The 19,764-nt window shown below is 66.2% G+C and carries 22 protein-coding genes; 15 read left to right on the top strand and 7 right to left on the bottom strand.

The window, feature by feature from the left end; all coding sequences use genetic code 11:
* Window positions 1–4 precede the first annotated feature (4 nt).
* The 6 genes from GGQ93_RS00305 to GGQ93_RS00330 all read left to right on the top strand — a co-directional run bounded on the left by GGQ93_RS00305 (window position 5) and on the right by GGQ93_RS00330 (window position 3,296).
* A complete protein-coding gene (locus GGQ93_RS00305) occupies window positions 5–721 on the top strand; it encodes a TorF family putative porin (protein ID WP_183214768.1) in 717 nt (238 codons plus the stop codon).
* A 79-nt stretch (window positions 722–800) separates the two neighbouring features.
* On the top strand, window positions 801–1,265 hold the full coding sequence (locus GGQ93_RS00310) for a hypothetical protein (protein ID WP_183214769.1): 465 nt from the start codon (window positions 801–803) through the stop codon (window positions 1,263–1,265).
* 96 nt (window positions 1,266–1,361) lie between these two features.
* Entirely contained in the window at window positions 1,362–2,375 is a 1,014-nt protein-coding gene (locus tag GGQ93_RS00315) for a cupin-like domain-containing protein (RefSeq protein ID WP_183214770.1), read from the top strand.
* 208 nt (window positions 2,376–2,583) lie between these two features.
* Window positions 2,584–2,796 (top strand): cold-shock protein, encoded by a 213-nt coding sequence (locus GGQ93_RS00320; protein ID WP_183214771.1) that lies wholly within the window; start codon window positions 2,584–2,586, stop codon window positions 2,794–2,796.
* Between the two features lie 42 nt (window positions 2,797–2,838).
* Entirely contained in the window at window positions 2,839–3,012 is a 174-nt protein-coding gene (locus GGQ93_RS00325; RefSeq protein WP_152950636.1) for a hypothetical protein, read from the top strand.
* 23 nt (window positions 3,013–3,035) lie between these two features.
* Complete coding sequence (locus GGQ93_RS00330) at window positions 3,036–3,296, top strand: hypothetical protein (RefSeq protein WP_183214772.1); 261 nt, start codon at window positions 3,036–3,038, stop codon at window positions 3,294–3,296.
* A 2-nt stretch (window positions 3,297–3,298) separates the two neighbouring features.
* Here GGQ93_RS00330 and GGQ93_RS00335 read toward each other — a convergent pair whose 3' ends face one another.
* Together GGQ93_RS00335 and GGQ93_RS00340 are read right to left on the bottom strand one after the other, a co-directional pair.
* Window positions 3,299–4,462: a cystathionine gamma-synthase gene (locus GGQ93_RS00335; RefSeq protein WP_183214773.1), complete on the bottom strand. Its 1,164-nt coding sequence runs from the start codon at window positions 4,460–4,462 to the stop codon at window positions 3,299–3,301.
* A gap of 5 nt (window positions 4,463–4,467) precedes the next feature.
* Window positions 4,468–5,868 (bottom strand): pyridoxal-phosphate dependent enzyme, encoded by a 1,401-nt coding sequence (locus GGQ93_RS00340; RefSeq protein ID WP_152950640.1) that lies wholly within the window; start codon window positions 5,866–5,868, stop codon window positions 4,468–4,470.
* A gap of 105 nt (window positions 5,869–5,973) precedes the next feature.
* Between GGQ93_RS00340 and rnr the strand changes: the two genes are divergently transcribed.
* The 4 genes from rnr (at window position 5,974) to rpmG (ending at window position 9,663) form a co-directional block, all read left to right on the top strand.
* The gene (gene rnr / locus GGQ93_RS00345) at window positions 5,974–8,289 is read left to right on the top strand and encodes a ribonuclease R (protein WP_183214774.1); all 2,316 of its coding nucleotides are present in this window, start codon (window positions 5,974–5,976) and stop codon (window positions 8,287–8,289) included.
* A complete protein-coding gene (locus tag GGQ93_RS00350; protein WP_183214775.1) occupies window positions 8,286–8,999 on the top strand; it encodes an NUDIX hydrolase in 714 nt (237 codons plus the stop codon). Before rnr ends, GGQ93_RS00350 begins: the two co-directional genes overlap by 4 nt.
* Window positions 9,000–9,001: 2 nt before the next feature.
* Window positions 9,002–9,409 (top strand): DUF5990 family protein, encoded by a 408-nt coding sequence (locus GGQ93_RS00355; protein WP_183214776.1) that lies wholly within the window; start codon window positions 9,002–9,004, stop codon window positions 9,407–9,409.
* 86 nt (window positions 9,410–9,495) lie between these two features.
* Entirely contained in the window at window positions 9,496–9,663 is a 168-nt protein-coding gene (gene rpmG, locus GGQ93_RS00360; protein WP_003164451.1) for a 50S ribosomal protein L33, read from the top strand.
* A 79-nt stretch (window positions 9,664–9,742) separates the two neighbouring features.
* Here rpmG and GGQ93_RS00365 read toward each other — a convergent pair whose 3' ends face one another.
* Together GGQ93_RS00365 and GGQ93_RS00370 are read right to left on the bottom strand one after the other, a co-directional pair.
* The gene (locus GGQ93_RS00365) at window positions 9,743–11,104 is read right to left on the bottom strand and encodes a PleD family two-component system response regulator (RefSeq protein WP_183214777.1); all 1,362 of its coding nucleotides are present in this window, start codon (window positions 11,102–11,104) and stop codon (window positions 9,743–9,745) included.
* A complete protein-coding gene (locus tag GGQ93_RS00370) occupies window positions 11,101–11,466 on the bottom strand; it encodes a response regulator (RefSeq protein WP_182713570.1) in 366 nt (121 codons plus the stop codon). Before GGQ93_RS00370 ends, GGQ93_RS00365 begins: the two co-directional genes overlap by 4 nt.
* A 106-nt stretch (window positions 11,467–11,572) precedes the next feature.
* On the opposite strand from GGQ93_RS00370, the gene GGQ93_RS00375 reads away from it, so the two are divergent.
* From GGQ93_RS00375 to GGQ93_RS00385, 3 genes are read left to right on the top strand one after another with little or no spacing between them, the layout of a single operon-like run.
* A complete protein-coding gene (locus tag GGQ93_RS00375) occupies window positions 11,573–12,841 on the top strand; it encodes a DNA polymerase IV (protein ID WP_183214778.1) in 1,269 nt (422 codons plus the stop codon).
* Between the two features lie 8 nt (window positions 12,842–12,849).
* A complete protein-coding gene (locus GGQ93_RS00380) occupies window positions 12,850–14,145 on the top strand; it encodes a nicotinate phosphoribosyltransferase (RefSeq protein ID WP_183214779.1) in 1,296 nt (431 codons plus the stop codon).
* A gap of 36 nt (window positions 14,146–14,181) precedes the next feature.
* Window positions 14,182–14,922, top strand: coding sequence for a polysaccharide deacetylase family protein (locus GGQ93_RS00385; protein WP_183214780.1), 741 nt, complete (start codon window positions 14,182–14,184; stop codon window positions 14,920–14,922).
* Between the two features lie 6 nt (window positions 14,923–14,928).
* On the opposite strand, the gene GGQ93_RS00390 is transcribed toward GGQ93_RS00385, so the two are convergent.
* Together GGQ93_RS00390 and GGQ93_RS00395 are read right to left on the bottom strand one after the other, a co-directional pair.
* On the bottom strand, window positions 14,929–15,219 hold the full coding sequence (locus tag GGQ93_RS00390) for a hypothetical protein (protein WP_183214781.1): 291 nt from the start codon (window positions 15,217–15,219) through the stop codon (window positions 14,929–14,931).
* A 67-nt stretch (window positions 15,220–15,286) separates the two neighbouring features.
* Window positions 15,287–16,192, bottom strand: a complete 906-nt coding sequence (locus tag GGQ93_RS00395) for a hypothetical protein (RefSeq protein WP_183214782.1) — start codon at window positions 16,190–16,192, stop codon at window positions 15,287–15,289.
* A 103-nt stretch (window positions 16,193–16,295) separates the two neighbouring features.
* Here GGQ93_RS00395 and GGQ93_RS00400 point away from each other — a divergent pair, with 103 nt between their 5' ends.
* Both GGQ93_RS00400 and GGQ93_RS00405 read left to right on the top strand, forming a co-directional pair.
* Complete coding sequence (locus tag GGQ93_RS00400; protein WP_183214783.1) at window positions 16,296–16,754, top strand: RidA family protein; 459 nt, start codon at window positions 16,296–16,298, stop codon at window positions 16,752–16,754.
* Window positions 16,751–17,899 carry a GNAT family N-acetyltransferase gene (locus GGQ93_RS00405; protein ID WP_183214784.1) on the top strand — a complete coding sequence of 383 codons (1,149 nt, stop codon included), beginning with the start codon at window positions 16,751–16,753 and terminating at the stop codon, window positions 17,897–17,899. The genes GGQ93_RS00400 and GGQ93_RS00405 overlap by 4 nt, the downstream gene beginning before the upstream one ends.
* A gap of 158 nt (window positions 17,900–18,057) precedes the next feature.
* Here the strand turns inward: GGQ93_RS00405 and GGQ93_RS00410 are convergent, their stop codons facing one another.
* On the bottom strand, window positions 18,058–19,734 hold the full coding sequence (locus tag GGQ93_RS00410; RefSeq protein WP_183214785.1) for a class I SAM-dependent methyltransferase: 1,677 nt from the start codon (window positions 19,732–19,734) through the stop codon (window positions 18,058–18,060).
* Between the last annotated feature and the right edge of the window lie 30 nt (window positions 19,735–19,764).

Here is a 19,764-nt window from a genome sequence, read left to right on the forward strand (position 1 = left end):
CCCCATGATCCGAAACACACGCGCCGCCCGCCTCGTCCTAGCTGCGACCTTCGCAGCTGTCGCCGCCCCCGTGCTGGCCCAGTCGTCGGACCCATCTTCGGGCCCGTCCTCATCCTGGTCGTTCGAGGTCGGCGCAGGGACGGACAACCGCTCAAAGGCCGCCTCCAAGTCGGGCAATAACGGCTATGTCTCCGCCTATGCCGCCTGGGAGAGCGCCGACGGCCTGATCTATGTCTCGCCCGGATTCCAGACCATCCAGGCGGGCGGCTCGAACATCGAGACGGACTGGATCGTCGGCTATCGGCCTGAGGCCTTCGGTTACGCCTTCGACCTCAACGTCGCTTACAAGCGCCGCCTCGATGTCGAGGCCGGCTATGACGCCGACGGCGTGGAGCTGAGCGCCGTGGTAAGCCGCGCCGTCGGACCCGCCCAGGCCGCCCTACTGGTCCAGTACGCACCCGACGCCCCCGGTTCGACCCGGTCCTATGTCTGGGTAGAGGCCGAGCTGGGTTGGGCCTTCACGCCCCGCCTCGACGGCTCGGCCGCCTTGGGCCGACGTGAACAGGACAACAGCCCGGACTATGCAGGCTGGAACGTGGGCGTGACCTACGCCCTGACCGACGCCCTCGACCTCGACCTCCGCTACCACGACACCGACGCTCATACCTTCGGCGAGCAGTACGAGGACGCCCTCGTGGCCCAGGTCGCCTACGCCTTCTGACCCGCGCCCCCGCCATAAGAATAGCGCCGTTCTTGACGACAGAATGTATATCTGAGACCGTCGTGACCGGAGGGTTCAAATGAAAATCGCATTCGTATTCGGCGCATGTGCCATGCTCGGCGCTTCAGCGGCGTCAGCCCAATCCGGCTTCCCGCAATTCACAGATGAAGGCTCCGTCCGAGCTCAGCAGAATGAACGTCGCCAGCCGGGTCAAACGGCCGCTCAACAATTTGAGGCAAATCGACGGCTTCAATCCTACTCCCCCGCCGAACGCGACCGCATTCGCCGCCAGGCGCAGCGCTTGATGAGTCAGACAACAGAGCCCTGCGACGTCTCGAATGCTGTAAAGGTTGGACGCACCGAGGATCGCCGCGACCTTTTCGAAGTCGCTTGTGCCAGCGGCCTTGGTTACGTATTGGTGAGCGGCGCTCGGGTGACAATCTACGATTGTCAAAAACTGGCTGAGGCTGCGCGCCTTGTGAGAGCCTCGAACGCTAATGCGGACGTGGGCACTCAATGCACATTGCCTGAGAACGGCGGCTGAACGTTGTTTTGAGCGGGTCATCCTACGCAATGCTCAATGCCTCTCGTCCAATAGTCGCCTCGTCTCCTGAAGCAATACGTGGACACACAAGATTATATGACCCACGTCATTCCGGTATACTCGAACGTTAGCCGCGACGTTTTCGAAACGCAGATCGTTCCCACGGGCCGGCCAGCTATAATGCGGGGGCTAGTGTCGAACTGGCCTATGGTATCGCTAGGCTTGAGATCTCATCGAGAGCTCTACAATCATGTCCGAGCGGCAGCCACATCCGACCCGACCGTAATCTGGACTGGCTCGCCGGAAATCAAGGGACGTTTTTTTTATAGCCACGACTTGAGGGGCTTCAATCACGCCCAAGAAAAGGCGCCACTCGCCGTTCTGCTGGACAGGTTAATGCGGCACCACGATGATCCCGAGCCTCCCGGATTCTATGCTGGCGGCGTGCCGCTCGCTAGCCATCTTCCGGCGCTCATGCCGGAGACTCCCATGCCTCTGTTGGACGGCAAGGGCGAGCGGCGAGTTTCGCTCTGGATCGGAAACCGTGTCAGGACGGCAGCTCATTGGGATTTGCCACAGAACCTGGCATGTGTAGTCGCGGGTCGGCGTCGCTTCACACTCTTCCCGATCGAGCAAATCCGGAATCTTTACTTTGGACCCGTTGATTTTACTCTCTCGGGCCAGCCAATCAGTCTTGTTGATTTCATAGAACCAGACCTCGAGCGCCACCCTCGGTTCGCAGAGGCGATGCAGCACGCACAAGTCGCCGAACTTGAGCCCGGCGACTGCTTGTATATGCCCAGCCTTTGCATACACCACGTCGAATCCCTGGACCCATTCAGCGCAATGATCAACTTTTGGTGGCGTGATGCACCAGCCTACACCGAAGCGCCTATATTCAGTCTTCTACATGGTCTGCTGACACTTCGAGATTTGCCCCCGCGCGAAAGACAAGCTTGGCGCGCAGTCTTTGACCACTACCTGTTCCGCCCGGATGGTGAGGACCCAATGGCGCACATACCGCAAGATGCGCAGGGGCTGTTCGCCACTATGACGCCAGAAATAAAGCGGCGCCTGAAAGCAACGCTTGTATCTCATCTGTCGCGCTGAGCTCCAAGGTTCCGCACCACGTCCCTGTTTCGAAGCCATGCTCCTTGATTCTCCGCCGTGAGCGCCCATATCAACAGTGTCGATCTCTCTGCGTAACGCCGCTGCTCCTTTTGCATCACGCGCCGAGGTCCAAACGCCGATCCCATTCAGACCCGACAGGCCGACCAGGGATTCCTCCCTGCGGCCAACGCCAGACGGAGGTCTCCAAATGGCTACCGGCACTGTAAAATGGTACAATCCCACCAAGGGTTACGGCTTTATCGCCCCCGATGACGGCGGCAAGGACGTCTTCGTCCACGCCTCGACCGTCGAAACCTCGAGCCTCGGCTCGCTGAACGAAGGCCAGAAGATCGGCTACGAAATCGAGCGCGACCAGCGCTCCGGCAAGGAATCCGCCGGTCGCCTTTCGGCGGCGGAGTAGGACAAGCTTCTTGGCTCGCCTGCCATCGCTTTCGACGGCGAGGTGACGAAGCTCCTGCCTCTGGGCGGCCGGAAGGTCCGCCTGGACAACGGCCACATCGTCACGGTCCTGCCGACCCTGGGCGCGCCGAACGGCGTGTCGCTGCTCGGCGACCGTGTCGTGGTCGAGATCGCCTTCAATCAGCTGAAGGGCTGGCGCCTCGCGCGCCGGCCCTGAAGCCATTCTGCACGGATGACGACATGACCCCGCTCGCCGACATGATCCCCACGATGACCGACGCCGATCTGACCACCCTGCGCGCCAACGCCGCTCGTCTGGTCGAACACGGCGCCTCCACCCAGGTGATGGCCGCCAGCGACATCCTGCCGGTCATCGACGACGAACTGGCCCGCCGCGCCGCCCTGCCCAAGCCCGCCAAGGCTCCGCCTGCGAAGCGCGCCGCCCCCAAGAAGAAGCTGCCCCCCGTCACCGGCCACCAGACGGCTCTGCCGTCCGGCTGAGATCAGCCCAGGGCCTGATCCAGATCGGCGATCAGGTCCTCGACGTCCTCGACGCCGACCGACAGGCGGATCAGGTTGTCGGTCACGCCGCCTGCCTCGCGCACCTCCTTGGGCACGCTGGCGTGGGTCATGATGGCCGGGTGGTTCACCAGGCTTTCGACCCCGCCCAGCGACTCCGCCAGTGTGAAGACCTCGACCCGCTCCAGCACCCGTTTGGTGCTCTCCAGGTCGCCGTCCAGGATCACCGTCACCATGCCGCCGTAACCGCCGCACATCTGGCGCGCAGCCAGTGCGTGCTGCGGATGGGCGATCAGGCCGGGATAGATGACCTTCGCCACGCCCGACCGGGTCTCCAGCCAGCGCGCCACCGTCAGGGCGTTCTCGCAGTGGGCCTTCATCCGCAGCGCCAGGGTCTTCAGCCCCCGGTTGGCCAGGAAGGCGTCGAACGGCCCCATGACGCCGCCGACCGAGTTCTGCAGGAACTTGATCCGCGTCGCCAGCTCGGGATCGGCCGTCACCAGCACGCCGCCGATGATGTCCGAATGGCCGTTCAGATATTTGGTGGCCGAGTGCATGACGATGTCCGCTCCCAGGCTCAACGGCTGCTGGCAGAAGGGCGTGGCGAAGGTGTTATCAACCACCAGCAGCAGGCCATGCGCCTTGGACACCTTGGACAGGGCGGCGATGTCGGCCAGCTTCATCAGTGGATTGGTCGGCGTCTCGACCCACAACATCTTCGTCTTGGAGGTGATGGCCGCCTCGACCGCGCCGATGTCGCTCAGGTCCACATAGGCGAAGTCCAGCCCCATGCTCCGCCGTCGCACCCGCTCGAACAGCCGCCACGAACCGCCGTACAGGTCATCGCCGGTCACGACGTGGTCGCCCGCGTCCAGCAGCTCCAGCGCCGTCGAGGTCGCCGCCATGCCCGAGCCGAAGCCGAACCCGTGCGTGCCCCCTTCTAGATCGGCGATACAGGCCTCGAACGCCTCGCGCGTCGGGTTCTTGCCCCGCGCGTATTCATAGCCTTTGTTCACGCCCGGGCTTTCCTGGGCGTAGGTCGAGGTGGCGTAGATCGGCGTCATCACCGCGCCCGTGGTCGGGTCGGGATGCTGCCCGGCATGGATGGCGCGGGTCGAGAAACCCTGGCTGTTCTTCTTGTCGGCCATGGTTCTTACCGGTTCAGGCTGAGGTGGTTGATCAGGTCGGTGCGGGTGATCAGGCCCACGAACTTTTCGCCGTCCAGCACGATGGCCACCCGATCACGGTCGAACAGGGGGATCAGGGCGTCCAGCGGCTCATTAACCTGGACCGTGTCCAGATCGCGCGTCATGGCGTCGGCGACCGGCTTGGCGAACCGCTCCTTGCGGGTGATCTCGTCGGTGTTCATCACATGGACAAGATCGCTCTCGTCCAGAATGCCGACCAGACGCCCGTCCTCGATGATCGGCAGCTGGGACACGTCGGCGCCCTTCATCCGCTTGAAGGCCGTGTCCAGGGTGTCGCCCGGACCGGCGACGACGACGTCGCCCCGCTCGTACTTGCGATTGATCAGGTCCGACAGGTCGCCGTGCAGCTCGCGCTCGCCCAGGCCCTGATCCGCCAGCCAGGCGTCGTTATAGACCTTGGACAGATATTTGGCCCCGGTGTCGCAGACGAAGGTGACGCAGGTCTTGGGCTCGGTCTGTTCGCGGCACCAGCGCAGGGCCGTGGCGATCAGAGTGCCCGAAGACGATCCGGCCAGAATGCCTTCCTTCAGCAGCAGTTCGCGCGCCGTGGCGATGGCTTCCGCGTCCGGGATCGAATAGGCCTTGTCGATCAGGCTCATGTCCGCCGTATCGGGCACGAAGTTCTGACCGATGCCCTCGACCGTATAGCTGCCGTCCGGCCCCGGCACGCCGTCGTTGACGATGCCGGCCAGGGTCGATCCCACCGGATCCGCCAGAATAATCTGCGCCTTGGAGCCGACGCTCTTCAGGTAGCGCGCCACGCCGGTGATCGTCCCGCCCGAGCCGATGCCGGCGACGAAGGCGTCGATGTCGCCGCCCGTCTGTTCCCAGATCTCCGGCCCCGTCGTCTTCACGTGGGCCTCGGCGTTCGACTGGTTGGCGAACTGGTTGACGTAATAGGCGCCGGGAATGGCCTGGGCCAGGCGCTCGGCCATGTCGGTATAGTAATCGGGGTGACCGTGCGGCACATCCGACCGGGTGAGGCGAACATCGGCGCCCATGGCTCGCAGATGCTGGATTTTTTCCTTCGACATCTTGTCCGGAATGACCAGCAGCACCTTATATCCCCGAGCGCGGCCGACCAGGGTCAGGGCCAGGCCGGTATTGCCGGCCGTCGCCTCGACGATCGTGCCGCCTTTCTTCAGCCATCCCTCGCGTTCGGCCGCATCCAGCATCTCGACGGCGATCCGGTCCTTGATCGAGCCGCCGGGGTTCTGGGACTCCAGTTTCAGCAACAGCCGGCACTTGCCGGTGTCGATCTTCGTCACCTCCACCATCGGCGTCTTGCCGATCAGATCCAGCGGCGACTTCACGGTCGCGCTCAGGGCGGGGGCGGTCAGGGACATCGTAGGCTCCGGTTCGGGACGCAGCGAGGCTGAGGCCTCACATTCACATGGTCAACTCACGCAAGATTTGACCCAAGGGCGCGGTTCCGCGCTACGAAAGACGCAATGACCAAATCACCCAAGAGGCCGCCCGCCGGTCTCCCCGACAAAGACACCCTCCTCGCCTTTCTGCGCGAGGCCGGATCGGCCGAGAAGACCGATATCGCCCGCCACTTCGGCCTGAAGGGCGGCGATCGCCGAGCCCTGCGCGAAATGATCCGCGAGCTGGAGGCTGAGGGCCGACTGGGCAAACGGGGCCGCAAGGGCTTCTCAGAAGCCGGCGCCCTGCCCCCCGTCGGCGTCGCCGATGTGATCGAACGCGACGGCGACGGCGAACTTTACGTCCGCCTGGTCGAGGCCGGCGCCGATGCGCCCCGCGCCCTGCTGATGCCCGACCGGACCAAGGTCGGCCCCGCCCCCGGCCTGGGCGACCGGCTGCTGGTCAAGTTCCAGCGCGGCGACGACGGCTGGGAGGCGCGGTTGATCAAACGGCTGGACGCGGGGACGAACCGTGTCCTGGGCGTCATCCGCAAGTCGACGCGCGAGACCCGCGTCGAGCCCGTCGACCGCCGCTCCAAGGACGTGCTGCTGGTGCCGCAGGCCCAGTCGGGCGATCTGCGCGACGGCGACCTGGTCCTGGCCGCCATCGAAAAGGGCGACCAGCGCTATGGGCCCAAGCGCGGCAAGATCCTGGAACATATCGGCAAGGAGGACGACCCCCGAGCCGCCTCCCTGATCGCCATCCACGCCCATGGCGTGCCGACCGGCTTCTCCGAGGCGGTGGAGCGCGAGGCCGAGGATCAGGAACTGCCGACGCTGAAGGGGCGCGAAGACCTGCGCGAAATCCCCTTCATCACCATCGACCCTGCCGATGCGCGCGACCATGACGACGCCGTCTACGCCGCCCGCGACGAAGATCCGAAGAACCCCGGCGGCTGGATCGTCTGGGTCGCCATCGCCGACGTCGCCGCCTACGTCCGGCCGGGCAGCCAGCTGGACCGCGAGGCGCGCGACAAGGGCAACTCCACCTACTTCCCCGACCGCGTCGAGCCGATGCTGCCCGAGGTGCTGTCGAACGGCCTGTGCAGCCTGAAGGAAGGCGAGAACCGCGCCTGTCTGGCGGTACGGATGGTGTTCGACAAGGACGGCCGCAAGACCGGCCACAAGTTCGTGCGCGGTCTGATGCGGTCGCACGCCAAGCTCAGCTACGAACAGGCCCAGGCCGCCATCGACGGGCAAACTGACGACACGACCGGCCCGATCATGGAGACCATCCTCTATCCGCTGTGGAACGCCTACCACGCCATGCTGAAGGGCCGGCTGAAACGCAGTCCGCTGCAGATCGAATCCGCCGAGCGCCGCATCCGTATGGCCCCGGATGGCGGCATCGCCTCCATCGAAAAGCGCGCTTCCCTGGAGGCGCACCGGCTGATCGAGGAGATGATGATCCAGGCCAACGTCTGCGCCGCCGAGACCCTGGAACAGAAGAAGACGCCGCTGATCTATCGCGTCCACGACGCCCCCAGTCAGGAGAAGATCTTCAACCTGGCCGACTTCCTCTCGACCATCGGCAAGCCCTGGAACAAGGGCGAGCCGGGCACGACCAAGCGGTTCAACAAGCTGCTGGACGAGACCCGCGACGGCGAATACGCCGATGTGGTCAACGAAATGGTTCTGCGCACCCAGATGCAGGCTGTCTATTCGCCGGAAAACGTCGGCCACTTCGGCCTGAACCTGGACCGCTACGCCCACTTCACCTCGCCGATCCGGCGTTACTCCGACCTGATCGTCCACCGCGGCCTGATCCGGGCGCTGAACCTCGGCAAGGACGGGCTGACCGACCGCGAGATCGCCGAACTGCCGGCCATCGCCGAGGGCGTGACCATGACCGAGCGCCGGTCCATGGCGGCCGAGCGGGACGCCATGGACCGCTATATCGCCGCCTTCCTGGAGGACCGCGTCGGCGCGACCTTCACCGGACGGATCACCGGCGTGACCCGCTTCGGCCTGTTCATCCGCCTCGACGAGACCGGCGCCGACGGCCTGGTTCCCGTCTCCACCCTGGGCGGCGAGTATTTCGCCCACGACGACCGCGCCCACGCCCTGGTCGGCGAACGCACCGGCAAGCGCTTCACCCTGGGCCGGATGGTCGAGGTCAGGCTGGTGGAGGCCACCCCCGTCACCGGCGGACTGGTGTTCGAAATGCTCAGCGAACCGGAGCCGCGCGATCCCAACGCCCCGCCCCCTCGCTACGGCGTCCGGGGACGAGGCGGCGACGGCCCGCCGATGCGCGGCAAGAACCGGCCGGGCGGCCCCAAGCCCCGCAACGGCTCCAAACCTTCGGGCGGGCTGAAGGGCGTGCGTAAGGGCAAGCGGAGGTGACCCCCTTCGACGCCGCGCAGGACCTGACCGACGCGCCTCGCGTCGGCGGCGCCCAACGCCCCAAGGACGCGGCGACATTGATCGTGACACGGGGCGGATCGCGGCCTGAGGTGCTGATGGGGCGGCGGGCGCCGGGCCATGTCTTCATGGCCTCGAAATGGGTGTTTCCCGGCGGACGAATTGACCGGGCGGATTTCACCGCCGCCTCGACCGGCGCCTTGGCGTCAGACGTCGCGCGTCGGCTGGAGGCCGAGGTTCCCGCCCGCCGCGCCCGCGCCCTGGCCCTGACGGCGATCCGCGAGACCTTCGAGGAGACCGGCTTGGTCCTGGGGCGGCCCGCGCCGTCGGCCAGCGTCGCCGGACCGTGGCGCGAATACCGCCAAGCGGGCGCCCTGCCCGATCTTTCGGTCCTGTCCTACATCGCCCGCGCCGTTACGCCGCCCGGCCGCACGCGCCGGTTCGACGCTCGTTTTTTCATGGCCCCAGCCGAGGCCCTGCTGACGCCCGAGCCGACCGCAGGGTCGGGCGAGCTGGACGAAATCGCCTGGTTGCCGCTGGAAGACGCCCGCGCCTTGGATCTGCCCGCCATCACCCGCTTCGTGCTGGGCGAACTGGCCGAGCGGCTTGGCCAGGATCGAACCAGCCCCGACCGTCCCCTGCCCTTCGTCCGCATGGTGCGCGGCCGCCACATCGTCGATCACAGGGACTGACCATGCCCAGCGCCATCACCCTGCGCCTGACCACAGCAGACCCGGTCCCAGGCGTCGCCTACAGCCTGCAGGACAAGGCCAACACGCCGGTCAAACCCCGTATCGCCGGTGACGGTCCGATCAGGTTCGACGTCCCCGTGACCCTGTCCGACGACGGGCGGCTGACCGGCCCCTTCGTCCGGCGCGAGGGCCCGTTGCGCCGCTTCATCTATATCGCCATCGGCACATCGGCTGGACAGCACGGCGAATGGAGCCGTCGCGCCAAGATCGATGTCCACGACATTCCCGCCGCCCTTCTGGCCCAGGCCCGCGCCGGTCAGACGCTTGAGGTGATTCTGCCCGGCCGTGCCCGCGACGGCGGCCCCGCCTGCGCGACTGTGCGGCCTCTTCAGCCGTGGACGGCCGTCTGAGATTGGGCCGTTGACTTTGGATCGAGTCTGAGTATGTTCCGCGCCTCTTATTTTAAGCGGCTTTCGCCGTCGCAGAGGTAATTCCGATGGCCAAACCGGCTTCCATCAAGATCCGCCTGAACTCCACGGCCGACACCGGCTTCTTCTACGTCACCAAGAAGAACGCTCGCACCATGACCGAAAAGATGGTCGTCAAGAAGTACGACCCGGTCGTGCGCAAGCACGTCGAGTTCAAGGAAGGCAAGATCAAGTAACGCCTTGATCCGCTGACAAAGGAAAACGCCCGGCTGGTCGCAGCCGGGCGTTTTTCGTTGCGGCTACGCCGGTGCGACGTCAGACCGCGCGCGCGACGACCTTGTTGCGGCCGCCGGCCTTGGCTTCATAAACGCCTTCATCGGCCCGCTTCAGCAGGGCCTCGGGCGTGTCCCCGGCGCCGGTGGTCGCGGCGACGCCGATCGACAGGGTGATGGTCAAAAACTCCTCGCCGCCCATCACGCGGAACGGCGCTGCGGCGATGTCGCGGCGAATACGCTCGGCCACCATGCGGGCGTCCTCCAGACCCGCGCCCGGCATGACCACCACGAATTCCTCCCCGCCCATACGGCAGGGCAGGTCCACGGCGCGCACATTGGTGGCGAGCCGGACCGCAAATTCGGCCAGAACCTCATCGCCGGCGTCGTGGCCGAAACCGTCGTTGACCGCCTTGAAGTGGTCGATATCCAAGACCAGCACAGCCACCGGCGAGCCGCCGTGTGTGGCGCGCCCCACCAGGGCCTGCAGCTGGCCGGCCATGTAGCGCCGATTGTGCAGGCCCGTCAGAGAGTCGGTGACGGCCATTTCCAGACTGCTGTCCAGCTTCTGGCGCAGGAAGTCCGTATAGCGTTTGCGCCGGATCTGGGTGCGGACACGGGCGGAAAGCTCCTCGGTGTCGATCGGACGCGGCAGGATGTCGGTAGCCCCCAGCTCCAGCGCCTTGACCATCCGCGGTCGCTCGCTAGGCTCCACGATTGCGAGGACCGGCGCGCGCCGCGCATCGCCGGATTTCAGCATGGCGACGACCCTTAATCCATCGAAACTCTGGGCCGCCACATTGACGATGATCAGATCCAGCGGCCCCTTGGCCGCCGCAAGCGCCGCCTGGGGGTCGGTCTCCACCACCACGCGGTGTTCGCGGCCCAGTTCCGCAGCGACCGCTGCGGCCTGGCTTTCGTCGTCATCGACGATCAGAACCCGGCCGCCTTCGGTTCTCAGACGCGCTGCAGCCTCGTCGCCCACGCCCATGCGCCGGCTGCTTTCCTCGCGCTCGCGCAGTTCGTCCATCACCTGCTTCAGCCGCGTCAGCGACTTGACCCGCGCCAGCAGCACCACATCGTCGATCGGCTTGGTCAGAAAGTCGTCGGCCTCGGCCTCCAGACCGCGAATCCGATCGGCTCGGCCGTCCAGGGCCGTCACCAGCACCACCGGAATGTGGCGCGTCTCAGCTCGCGCCTTCAACCGCCGACAAGTCTCGAAACCGTCCATGCCAGGCATCATGACGTCCAGCAGGATCAGGTCCGGCTGCTCTTTCGCCGCCAGGGTCAAGGCCGTCTGACCGTCGTGGCAGGTCAGCACGTCGTAATATTCGATGGTCAGCTTGGCCTCGAGCAGACGCACATTCACGTCCACATCATCGACGACCAGAATTCGCGCGCTCATCCCAGATGCTGCCGAATGGTCTGGAGGAAGTGCATCACCGAGATCGGCTTGGAGATATAGGCCTCGCAACCGCCCTGACGAATCCGCTCCTCATCGCCCTTCATGGCGAAGGCGGTCACGGCGATGACCGGAATATGGTTCAGCTCCTCGTCGTCCTTCAGCCATTTGGTGACTTCGAGACCCGAAATTTCAGGCAGTTGAATGTCCATCAGGATCAGGTCCGGATGGTGCGCGCGCGCCAGGGCCAAAGCCTGCAGCCCCTCTCGGGTCTGCAAGGTCTCGTAGCCCTGGGAATCGAGCAGATCATGAAAAAGCTTCATGTTCAGCTCGTTATCCTCGACGATGAGGACTTTCTTGGACATCATCACCTGACCTGGGTCGCCGGCGAATTGGCGACGCCGCGTTGAACGTCATACTGCCTGCCCAGTCTTAAGTTGGGGTGAAGCCAAGGTTACGGAGACCTTAAGCGTGGCCATAAAGGCCGTTTGTCGCGACTGTCTGTGGACCGGAACCGACCCCGCCGGGCCGCCGGATCGGCGCTGCCCGTCGTGCGGATCGCGCCGCATCGTCGCCCACACGGAACTGGATCGGTTGACGATCGCGCACATGGACTGCGACGCCTTCTACGCCTCGGTCGAAAAGCGCGATCGGCCCGAGCTTCGCGACCGGCCGGTGATCGTCGGCGGGGGAAAGCGCGGCGTGGTTTCGACCGCCTGCTATGTCGCCCGCCAATATGGCGTCGGCAGCGCCATGCCGATGTTCAAGGCCCTGAAGGCCTGTCCCGATGCCGTGGTGATCAAGCCGGACTTCGCCAAATACGTCTTTGAGTCAGATCGCATCCTGGGCGCCCTGGGCCGGCTGACGCCCCTGATCCAGCCGCTGTCGCTGGACGAGGCCTGGGTCGATCTGTCGGGCACGGAGCGACTGAACGGCGGGCCTCCGGCCTTTCAATTGATCCGGTTTCAGAAGCAGATCGAGGAAGAGACCGGCCTGACCGTCTCGATCGGCCTGGCGCCCAATCGCTTCCTTGCGAAAATGGCCTCGGAGATGGACAAGCCGCGAGGCTTTTCCGTCATCGGCGCAGGGGATGCCCAGGCCCTGCTGGCGCCCCGCTCCGTCACCGCCCTGCCCGGCGTCGGCCCGGTGTTCGGCAAGGCGCTGCGCAGCGACGGCTACGCCACCATCGGCGATCTGGCCCGGGCCGACGTCCGCGACCTGGTCAAACGCTATGGGGAGTCCGGTCTGCGCCTCTACGACCTGGCCCACGCCCGCGACGCCCGCGCCGTGAACCCGGAGCGGGACCGCAAGGGCATGAGCGCCGAGACCACCTTCAATGAGGACCTCAGCACGGCCGAGGCGCTGGAGGCCGAGCTCTGGCCCCTGTGCGAGAAGCTGGCTTCAAAGGCGCGGCGCGACGGCGTCGCCAGCCGCGTCCTGGTGCTGAAACTGCGCCGCACCGACTTCAAGATCGTCACCCGGCGGATCAGCCTGGCCGAACCGGTCCAGACCGCCCGCGCCCTGTTCGCCGCCGGTCGCGATCTGCTGCGGCCGGAACTGGGGCCGCCCTATCGGCTGATCGGTATCGGCATGGCGGATATTCAGGATGCCGAAGACGCGCCTGTCGGTCTGTTCCAAAGCGCCGAGACCCGCCTCCTGAAGACCGAACGGGCCATCGACCGGCTGCGGGAAAAGTTCGGCAAGGACGCCGTGGTGGCGGGTCGGGCGCTTAAGACCTAAGAGGGCGCATGGACCTCGCCAAACGCGCCTTCGACCACGGGTTCCGCCTGGACCCGATCGTCCGCAGCCTGCTGGACACCGATTTCTACAAATTGCTGATGTTGCAGATGATCTGGCGTGAACATCGCGACACGCCCGTCGTCTTCCAGGTCATCAACCGCACCCGGTCGGTCCGTATGGCGGACGAGATCGACGTCGCTGCACTGCGCGACCAGCTGGACCACGCCCGCACATTGCGCTTCACCAACAAGGAATTGGTCTGGCTGGCGGGCAACAGCTTCTATGGGGTGAAGCAGATCTTCTCGCCGGACTTCATCGCCTGGCTGACCGACTACCGCCTGCCCGACTACGACCTGTCGGTTCAGGACGGCCAATATGTCCTGACCTTCTCCGGCGCCTGGGCCGAGGTGACCCTGTGGGAAATCCCCGCCCTGGCCATCCTCAACGAACTGCGCTGCCGCACAGGGCTGCGTCGGCTGGGACGGTTCGAACTGGACGTCCTCTATTCGCGGGCCAAGACCCGGCTGTGGTCCAAGGTCGAGCGGCTGCGCATCCTGCCCGACCTCGCCCTGTCCGATTTCGGCACCCGTCGTCGCCACGGCTTCCTGTGGCAACGCTGGTGCATTCAGGCCCTGAAGGAAGGTCTGGGCCGGTCCTTCATCGGCACCTCCAATGTGCTCCACGCCATGGAGAACGATCTGGAGGCCATCGGCACCAATGGCCACGAACTGCCGATGGTCCTGGCCGCCCTGGCCCCCGACGACGCCAGCCTGGCCCAGACGCCCTATGCTGTGCTGGACGAGTGGCGGCGGCACTACGGCGGCAATCTGCTGGTCGTCCTGCCCGACGCCTTCGGCACCGAGGCCTTTCTGGATCAGGCTCCCGACTGGGTCGCCGACTGGACCGGCTTCCGCCCCGACTCGGCCCCGCCGATCCCGGCGGGCGAACGGCTGATCGACTGGTGGCGCGAACGGGGCCGCGATCCGCGCGAGAAGCTGCTGATCTTCTCCGACGGCATGGACATCGACGGCATCGAAGCGGCCCACGCCCATTTCCATGGCCGCACCCGGCTCAGCTTCGGCTGGGGCACCAATCTGACCAATGACTTCCGCGAGTGTTCGCCCGCCTTCGCCCCCGAGCTTGAGCCCATCTCCCTGGTCTGCAAGGTGGTCGAGGCCGGGGGGCGCCCCGCCGTCAAACTGTCGGACAACCCGGAAAAGGCCGTGGGCTATCCGGCCGAAATCCAACGCTATCGCCGCGTCTTCGGCGAGCGCGGCCTGACCGCTCGACCCGTTGCGGTCTGAAACCCGGCCTTAAGCCCGATCCGCGATAAGGGCGACATGAACGCCTTCGTCGACAAGATGCGCCGCCGCGCCGGCCGCTATCTGGATGTCCGCCCCGTGACCATCCGATCCCCGCGAGGCGTGCTGAGCCTGTCGTTCGACGACATCCCCGCCTCAGCCTGGCTGGAGGCCGGGCCGGTGCTGGCCCAGCACGGGGTGAAGGCCACCTATTATGTCTGCGGCGGTCTGGCGGGCGGGCGGAATCTGGATCTGCCGCAGTTCGAGACCGAGCACCTTCAGGCCCTGCACGCGGCGGGGCACGAGGTCGGCTGCCACACCTATGAACACGTCTCGACCCTGCGCCTGTCGCCAGCCGAACTGGACGCCAGCCTGGCCCGCAACGCCGCCTGGGTGTCGGAACGGCTGGACGGCTATCGGATGCAGACCTTCGCCTATCCGTTCGGCGACTGCGCCCTGGGGTCCAAGGCGGTGATTGAGCGGCGCTTCCTGTGCGGCCGAGGCGTGCGCGACGGGATCAACACCGGCCGCGTGGATCGCAATCTGGTGCAGGCCATCGGCCTGGAGAGCCGTCGCCTGCCCGGCTATGATCTGGAACAGCTTGTCGCAGACACGGCGGCCTCTAGAGGCTGGCTGATCGCCTACGGCCACGACGTCAGCGACGCGCCCACCCCCTATGGCTGCCGCCCCGAAGACATCGACCGGCTGATCCTGCTCGCCAAGGCCGCCGGGCTGGACATTCAACCCGTGGCCTCGGCCTGGGGCCGCCTTACCGACTGAAACGGCTTAGAAAACGCCCACGGCGCCCTCGGCCCAAATCAGCAGAACCGCCAGGACCACCGCGGCGCAGACGGCCAGAGCCAAAGAACGACATTTGATCAAAGCCAGCGTCAGTTCGATCAAGGCGCCCGCTCCGACCAGCAAGACGCCCGCGAACAGGAAGTCCGACGCCGTCCAGGCGACCTCGCGAGTGAACTGCATGGCCACCAGCGGCGCCGATAGGGCCAAGGCCACAAGGCCCCAACCGACCAAACGCAGAGGATGCGTCCCGCCCGCACGCTTCGCCGCCATCGACATGCCGTCGCTCCAATCCGAAAATGTCAGCACACTAATCGATAATCGGGCTATCGAACATCGCCGGCTCTCAGACGAGGGCGACGGCCTTGCGCCGGTCCGCCCAGGCGATCAGTTCCTTCCTCGGCCAGACCATCAGCCATGACCGCGCGGTGTATTCACCGCTGTCGATCAACGCCTTTCGCGACGCAGAGGCTGTTGCCGCCCGCTGCGTGTGGATCTCGCCCGGCCCTTGATGCACCATAAAGGCCCCGCCCTTCAGCGGGTTCAGCCGCAGGTGCGCCAGGCGGGGGCTGATCTCGGTCAGGGGCGGGTCGTAGAACCAGCTGGAGCCGATCATCCCCGCCAGCTCCGGTCGCGTCCGACAGATTTCCGCCGCCGTGGCCCAGGCGTCGTTCCAACCCTCCTCGTTGAAGCCGCGCAGCCAGCGGCTCTCGGTATGGACCTCCAGCCAGGGCTCGCGTTTGGCGCCCGCCTTCAGATAGCGGAACAGAGGGCCGAAGCCCCAGCCGTCGCGCACATGTTTGATGATCTGTCCCGGCCCCACCGGCGAACTCAGGTCGATGACCTGGCTCTTGGCCGCCGGCACGCTGAGCGCCAGGCTGAAGCGAACATCCTTGGCCCAGTGGTCGAAGTCGTAATCGCCCTCCGCCTGGGTCAGGAAGGCCGCCAGCTGTTCGATCCAATAGGGATAGAGGGACAGCACTTCGGGCGGCAGAGCCAGGGTCGCGACCCGATCCGGCAAGCGCAGGGCCCAACTGGCGATGAGGCCGCGTCGAACCGCGTCAGAGGCGGATGCGCCCAGAACGGCGTCCACCGCCCTGGCTGGCATTTCGAAATCCCAGTGGGGCGCGGCCTCTGCGGCCTTGGCGGCGGCGGGCTCCATGGCTGCATCAACGTGCGCCCAGTCCGACGGCGAAAGGCGCGCCAACACGGCCTGAAAGGCGGCGACGTCAGAGGTCAGGTGCAGATCCATGAGCGCCATCCTGGCATATGGCGATTGGCGAAGGCTTAAGACGCCGGACGGGTGACGCCGCCCTTGCGCCGCGCTAAACCGCCGACCAGATCAAGGAGCCCCCATGACCATCGAATCCCGTATCGCCGAACTCGGCATCACCCTGCCGGAACCCGCCAAGGCGGTGGCCAACTATGTGCCCTTCGTCCAGTCGGGCGCGGTCGTCCATATCTCGGGCCAGCTGTCGAACGACGCTTCGGGCGGGATCAAGGGCACGGTCGGCGTGGACGTGACGCCGGAACAGGCTGCCGCCGCCGCCCGCCTGTGCGGGATCAACCTGCTGGCCCAGATCAAGGCCGCCTGCGACGGCGACCTGTCCAGGGTCGTGCGGATCGTGAAGCTGGGCGGCTTCGTCCAGGCGGGACCGGATTTCGAGGCCATTCCCGCCGTCATCAACGGCTGCTCGGACCTGATGGTCGAGGTGTTCGGCGACGCCGGCCGCCACGCCCGTTCCGCCGTCGGCGTCTACAAGCTGCCGCTGGGCTTCGCCGTCGAGGTGGACGCCGTCGTGGAGATCCGTTGACCTTCACACTGACGGTTCACGACGGGATCGCCGACATCGGCCGCGAGGCCTGGGACGCCTGCGCGTGTCCCACCGGCGATCCCTTCGTCTCCTACGATTTTCTGCACGCCTGCGAGGCGTCCGGCAGCGCCGCGCCGCACCAGGATTGGGCGCCGCGACACCTGGCCCTGCGTGACGAGGATGACGCCGTCCTGGGCGTCATGCCCCTCTATCTGAAGGGCCACAGCCAGGGCGAATATGTCTTCGACCACAGCTGGGCCGACGCCTATGAGCGTGCCGGCGGTCGCTATTACCCCAAGCTGCTGGGCGCCGTGCCCTTCACCCCGGCGACCGGGCCACGCTTCCTGAACCACCCGGATACGGACGCGGCCGCCGTGCGCCAGGCCCTGCTTCAGGGCGCCCTGACCCTGGTCGAGCGGCTGGGCGTCTCGTCCCTGCACGTCAACTTCCCGACCGAAACGGAATGGACGGACATGGCCCAGGCCGGCCTGCTGCCGCGCCAGGACATCCAGTTCATCTGGCGCAATGACGGCTATCAGACCTTCGACGACTTTCTGTCCGCCCTGTCGGCCAACCGCCGCAAGACCATCCGCCGCGAACGCCGCGACGCCCAGGCCGGTCTGGACATCCGCATCCTGACGGGCGCCGACATCGCCGAGGCCCACTGGGACGCCTTCTTCGCCTTCTACATGGACACGGGCGACCGGAAATGGGGGCGACCCTATCTGACCCGGGACTTCTTTAGCCGCGTGGGCGCGACCATGGCGGACCGGATCGCCCTCGTCATGGCCTTCCGAGACGAAAAGCCCATCGCCGGCGCTCTCAACTTCATCGGCCGCGACGCCCTGTACGGCCGCCAATGGGGTGCGCTGGAAGACGTGCCCTTCCTCCATTTCGAGCTCTGCTATTATCAGGCGATCGAGTTCGCCATCGCGCACGGCCTGTCCCGCGTCGAGGCGGGCGCCCAGGGCGAGCACAAGATCGCGCGGGGCTATCTGCCCTCTCCCGTCTATTCCGCCCACTTCATCGCCGACCCCGCGCTGCGCGACCCGGTCGCCGACTATCTCCGTCGCGAAGGCCCCGCAGTGGAGGCGCAGAGGCGAGAGATGACTGAGGAACTGTCGCCCTTCAAAAAAGAAAACTGACCCTCTCCCGCTTGCGGGAGAGGTGGCCCGTCGTTCGCGAAGCGAACCAGGGTCGGAGAGGGGAGTCTTGTTTGGCTGGAAGAAGACTTCCCCATCGTCAGCCGTCTCGCTACGCTCGACGAGCTGACACTTCCCCCCGCAAGCGGGGGAAGGTCCACCTAGGCTGGCTTCTGCGCCCACAGATGATACATGCGGGCGAACAGGTTGGGGTGTTGTGCCTCCAGCTTGTCCCAAAGGTCCAGGTCCAGCGGATCGGCGCGCCCGAAGGCCGAACGGAACGCCGACTGAGCCTCGGGCGGGGCGTCGAAACCGATCAGGCGGAGACCAGCGACGGCCAGCAGATCGTCCAGTTGGGGCGGCGTGTAGCAATGTTCTTGCACGTGGAAGACCAGATCACGGCATCCGCTGAGACTGTAGAAGTCCGCGCTTTCCTTCAGCGCCGCCAGGGGCTCGCCGTCCGGCAGAGCCAGGACATGGGCGCGGAACGCCCGGATGTCCGCATCGACGGGCGTCCAGTCCCGCTCCCGGATCAGGTCATGCGCCGCCCGCACCACCGCCCGCGCCCGCTCGCTGTAGAGCCCCAGCCGCACCACGCCTCCGGGCCGCAGAACGCCCGCCAGCCGCGCGAGCCCGTCCGCCGGTCGCGCCGTATGGTGGATCACCCCGGTGCTGGTGACGACGTCGAACCGCGCTTGAACCTGGTCCAGCTTCAGGATGTCGCCCTGAACAAACCGGATCTGCGTCAGACCCAGGTCTTCGGCCACCCTCATGCCGTGGGCCAGGCTGGCGCGGCTCAGGTCCATCGCGGTGATCGCCAGCGAAGGGTCCATCCGCGCCAGGTCGATGGGCTCGAAGCCCGTGCCGCATCCGGCGATCAGCATCGTCTCCACACGATCGCCGAAGGCTTTACGATCCAACCCCGGCAAGACTGAAACGGCTTCACGAAGCGGCCGAGGTCGCGGCGAAGGCGGCGCCGACCAGCGCGGATAAGGATTGGCTTCGTACTGATCCTTGACCGCTTCGGAGACCGCGTCCTCGCAGTCGGGCGTGAAAGCGGGAACCGTCCGGGCCAGATTCCGCTCGCGCGCCGGTTCTTCAACGGCGCGGCGGATCAGTTGAGCCTGGATCTCGCCCTCGCCCAGGGCGGACACGTCTGCCGGGGTCGGCGGTCTGTACAGGATAGCCGCCACACCCTCAGCCTGCCGCGCCGAAGCGACATATTCGGACGCGAACCCGTTGACGCCCAAGGCGGCGATCAGAACGCCTATCGTGGCGTCCGGCCTGCCCCCTTCCACCGACATCTCCGCCAGGGCTTCGCGCACAGCGTCCAGCCGGGCCTCCATGGCTGGGCTCACGTTCACGCACCGCGACAGGAAGGCCAGCCACAGCGGATCGCGCCCCATGTCCGACAACATCGACGCCGATCCATCGAACCGCGCCTGCTTCAGCAACAGGGTCTCGGCGGTCACCCGCGCCAGCGTCTGCGGGTCGACGGTTGGAGAGGCCAGGCACGTCTGCAGGTCGCGATCCAGCACGGCGTTCCAAGCATTGGGCGTCAGGCCCGCCAGCAGACGCGCGAAAGTCGGCTCTGTCCGCCGCCGCAGCACATCATCCCCGACCGCCGTAGCGCGGCTGAGCAGTTGAGCCGCCGTTCCGGGATCGCCGTGCTCGGCCAGGAACAGACCCAGACCCGACAGTGCGGGGGCGAAATCCGGCGCCGCTTTCAGACAGGCCTTGTAGGCCGCAAAGGCGCCGTGCAGGTCCCCGTCCGCCTGCCGCCGCTCGGCCTGGGCGAGCAAGGCCGCCGCCTCTTCAATCTGTTCAACCTGCCCCATCGACCCAGTATGCCGCCGCCGAGCGCGCCG

The organism is Brevundimonas aurantiaca (assembly GCF_014199955.1).
Taxonomy (GTDB): Bacteria; Pseudomonadota; Alphaproteobacteria; order Caulobacterales; family Caulobacteraceae; genus Brevundimonas; species Brevundimonas aurantiaca.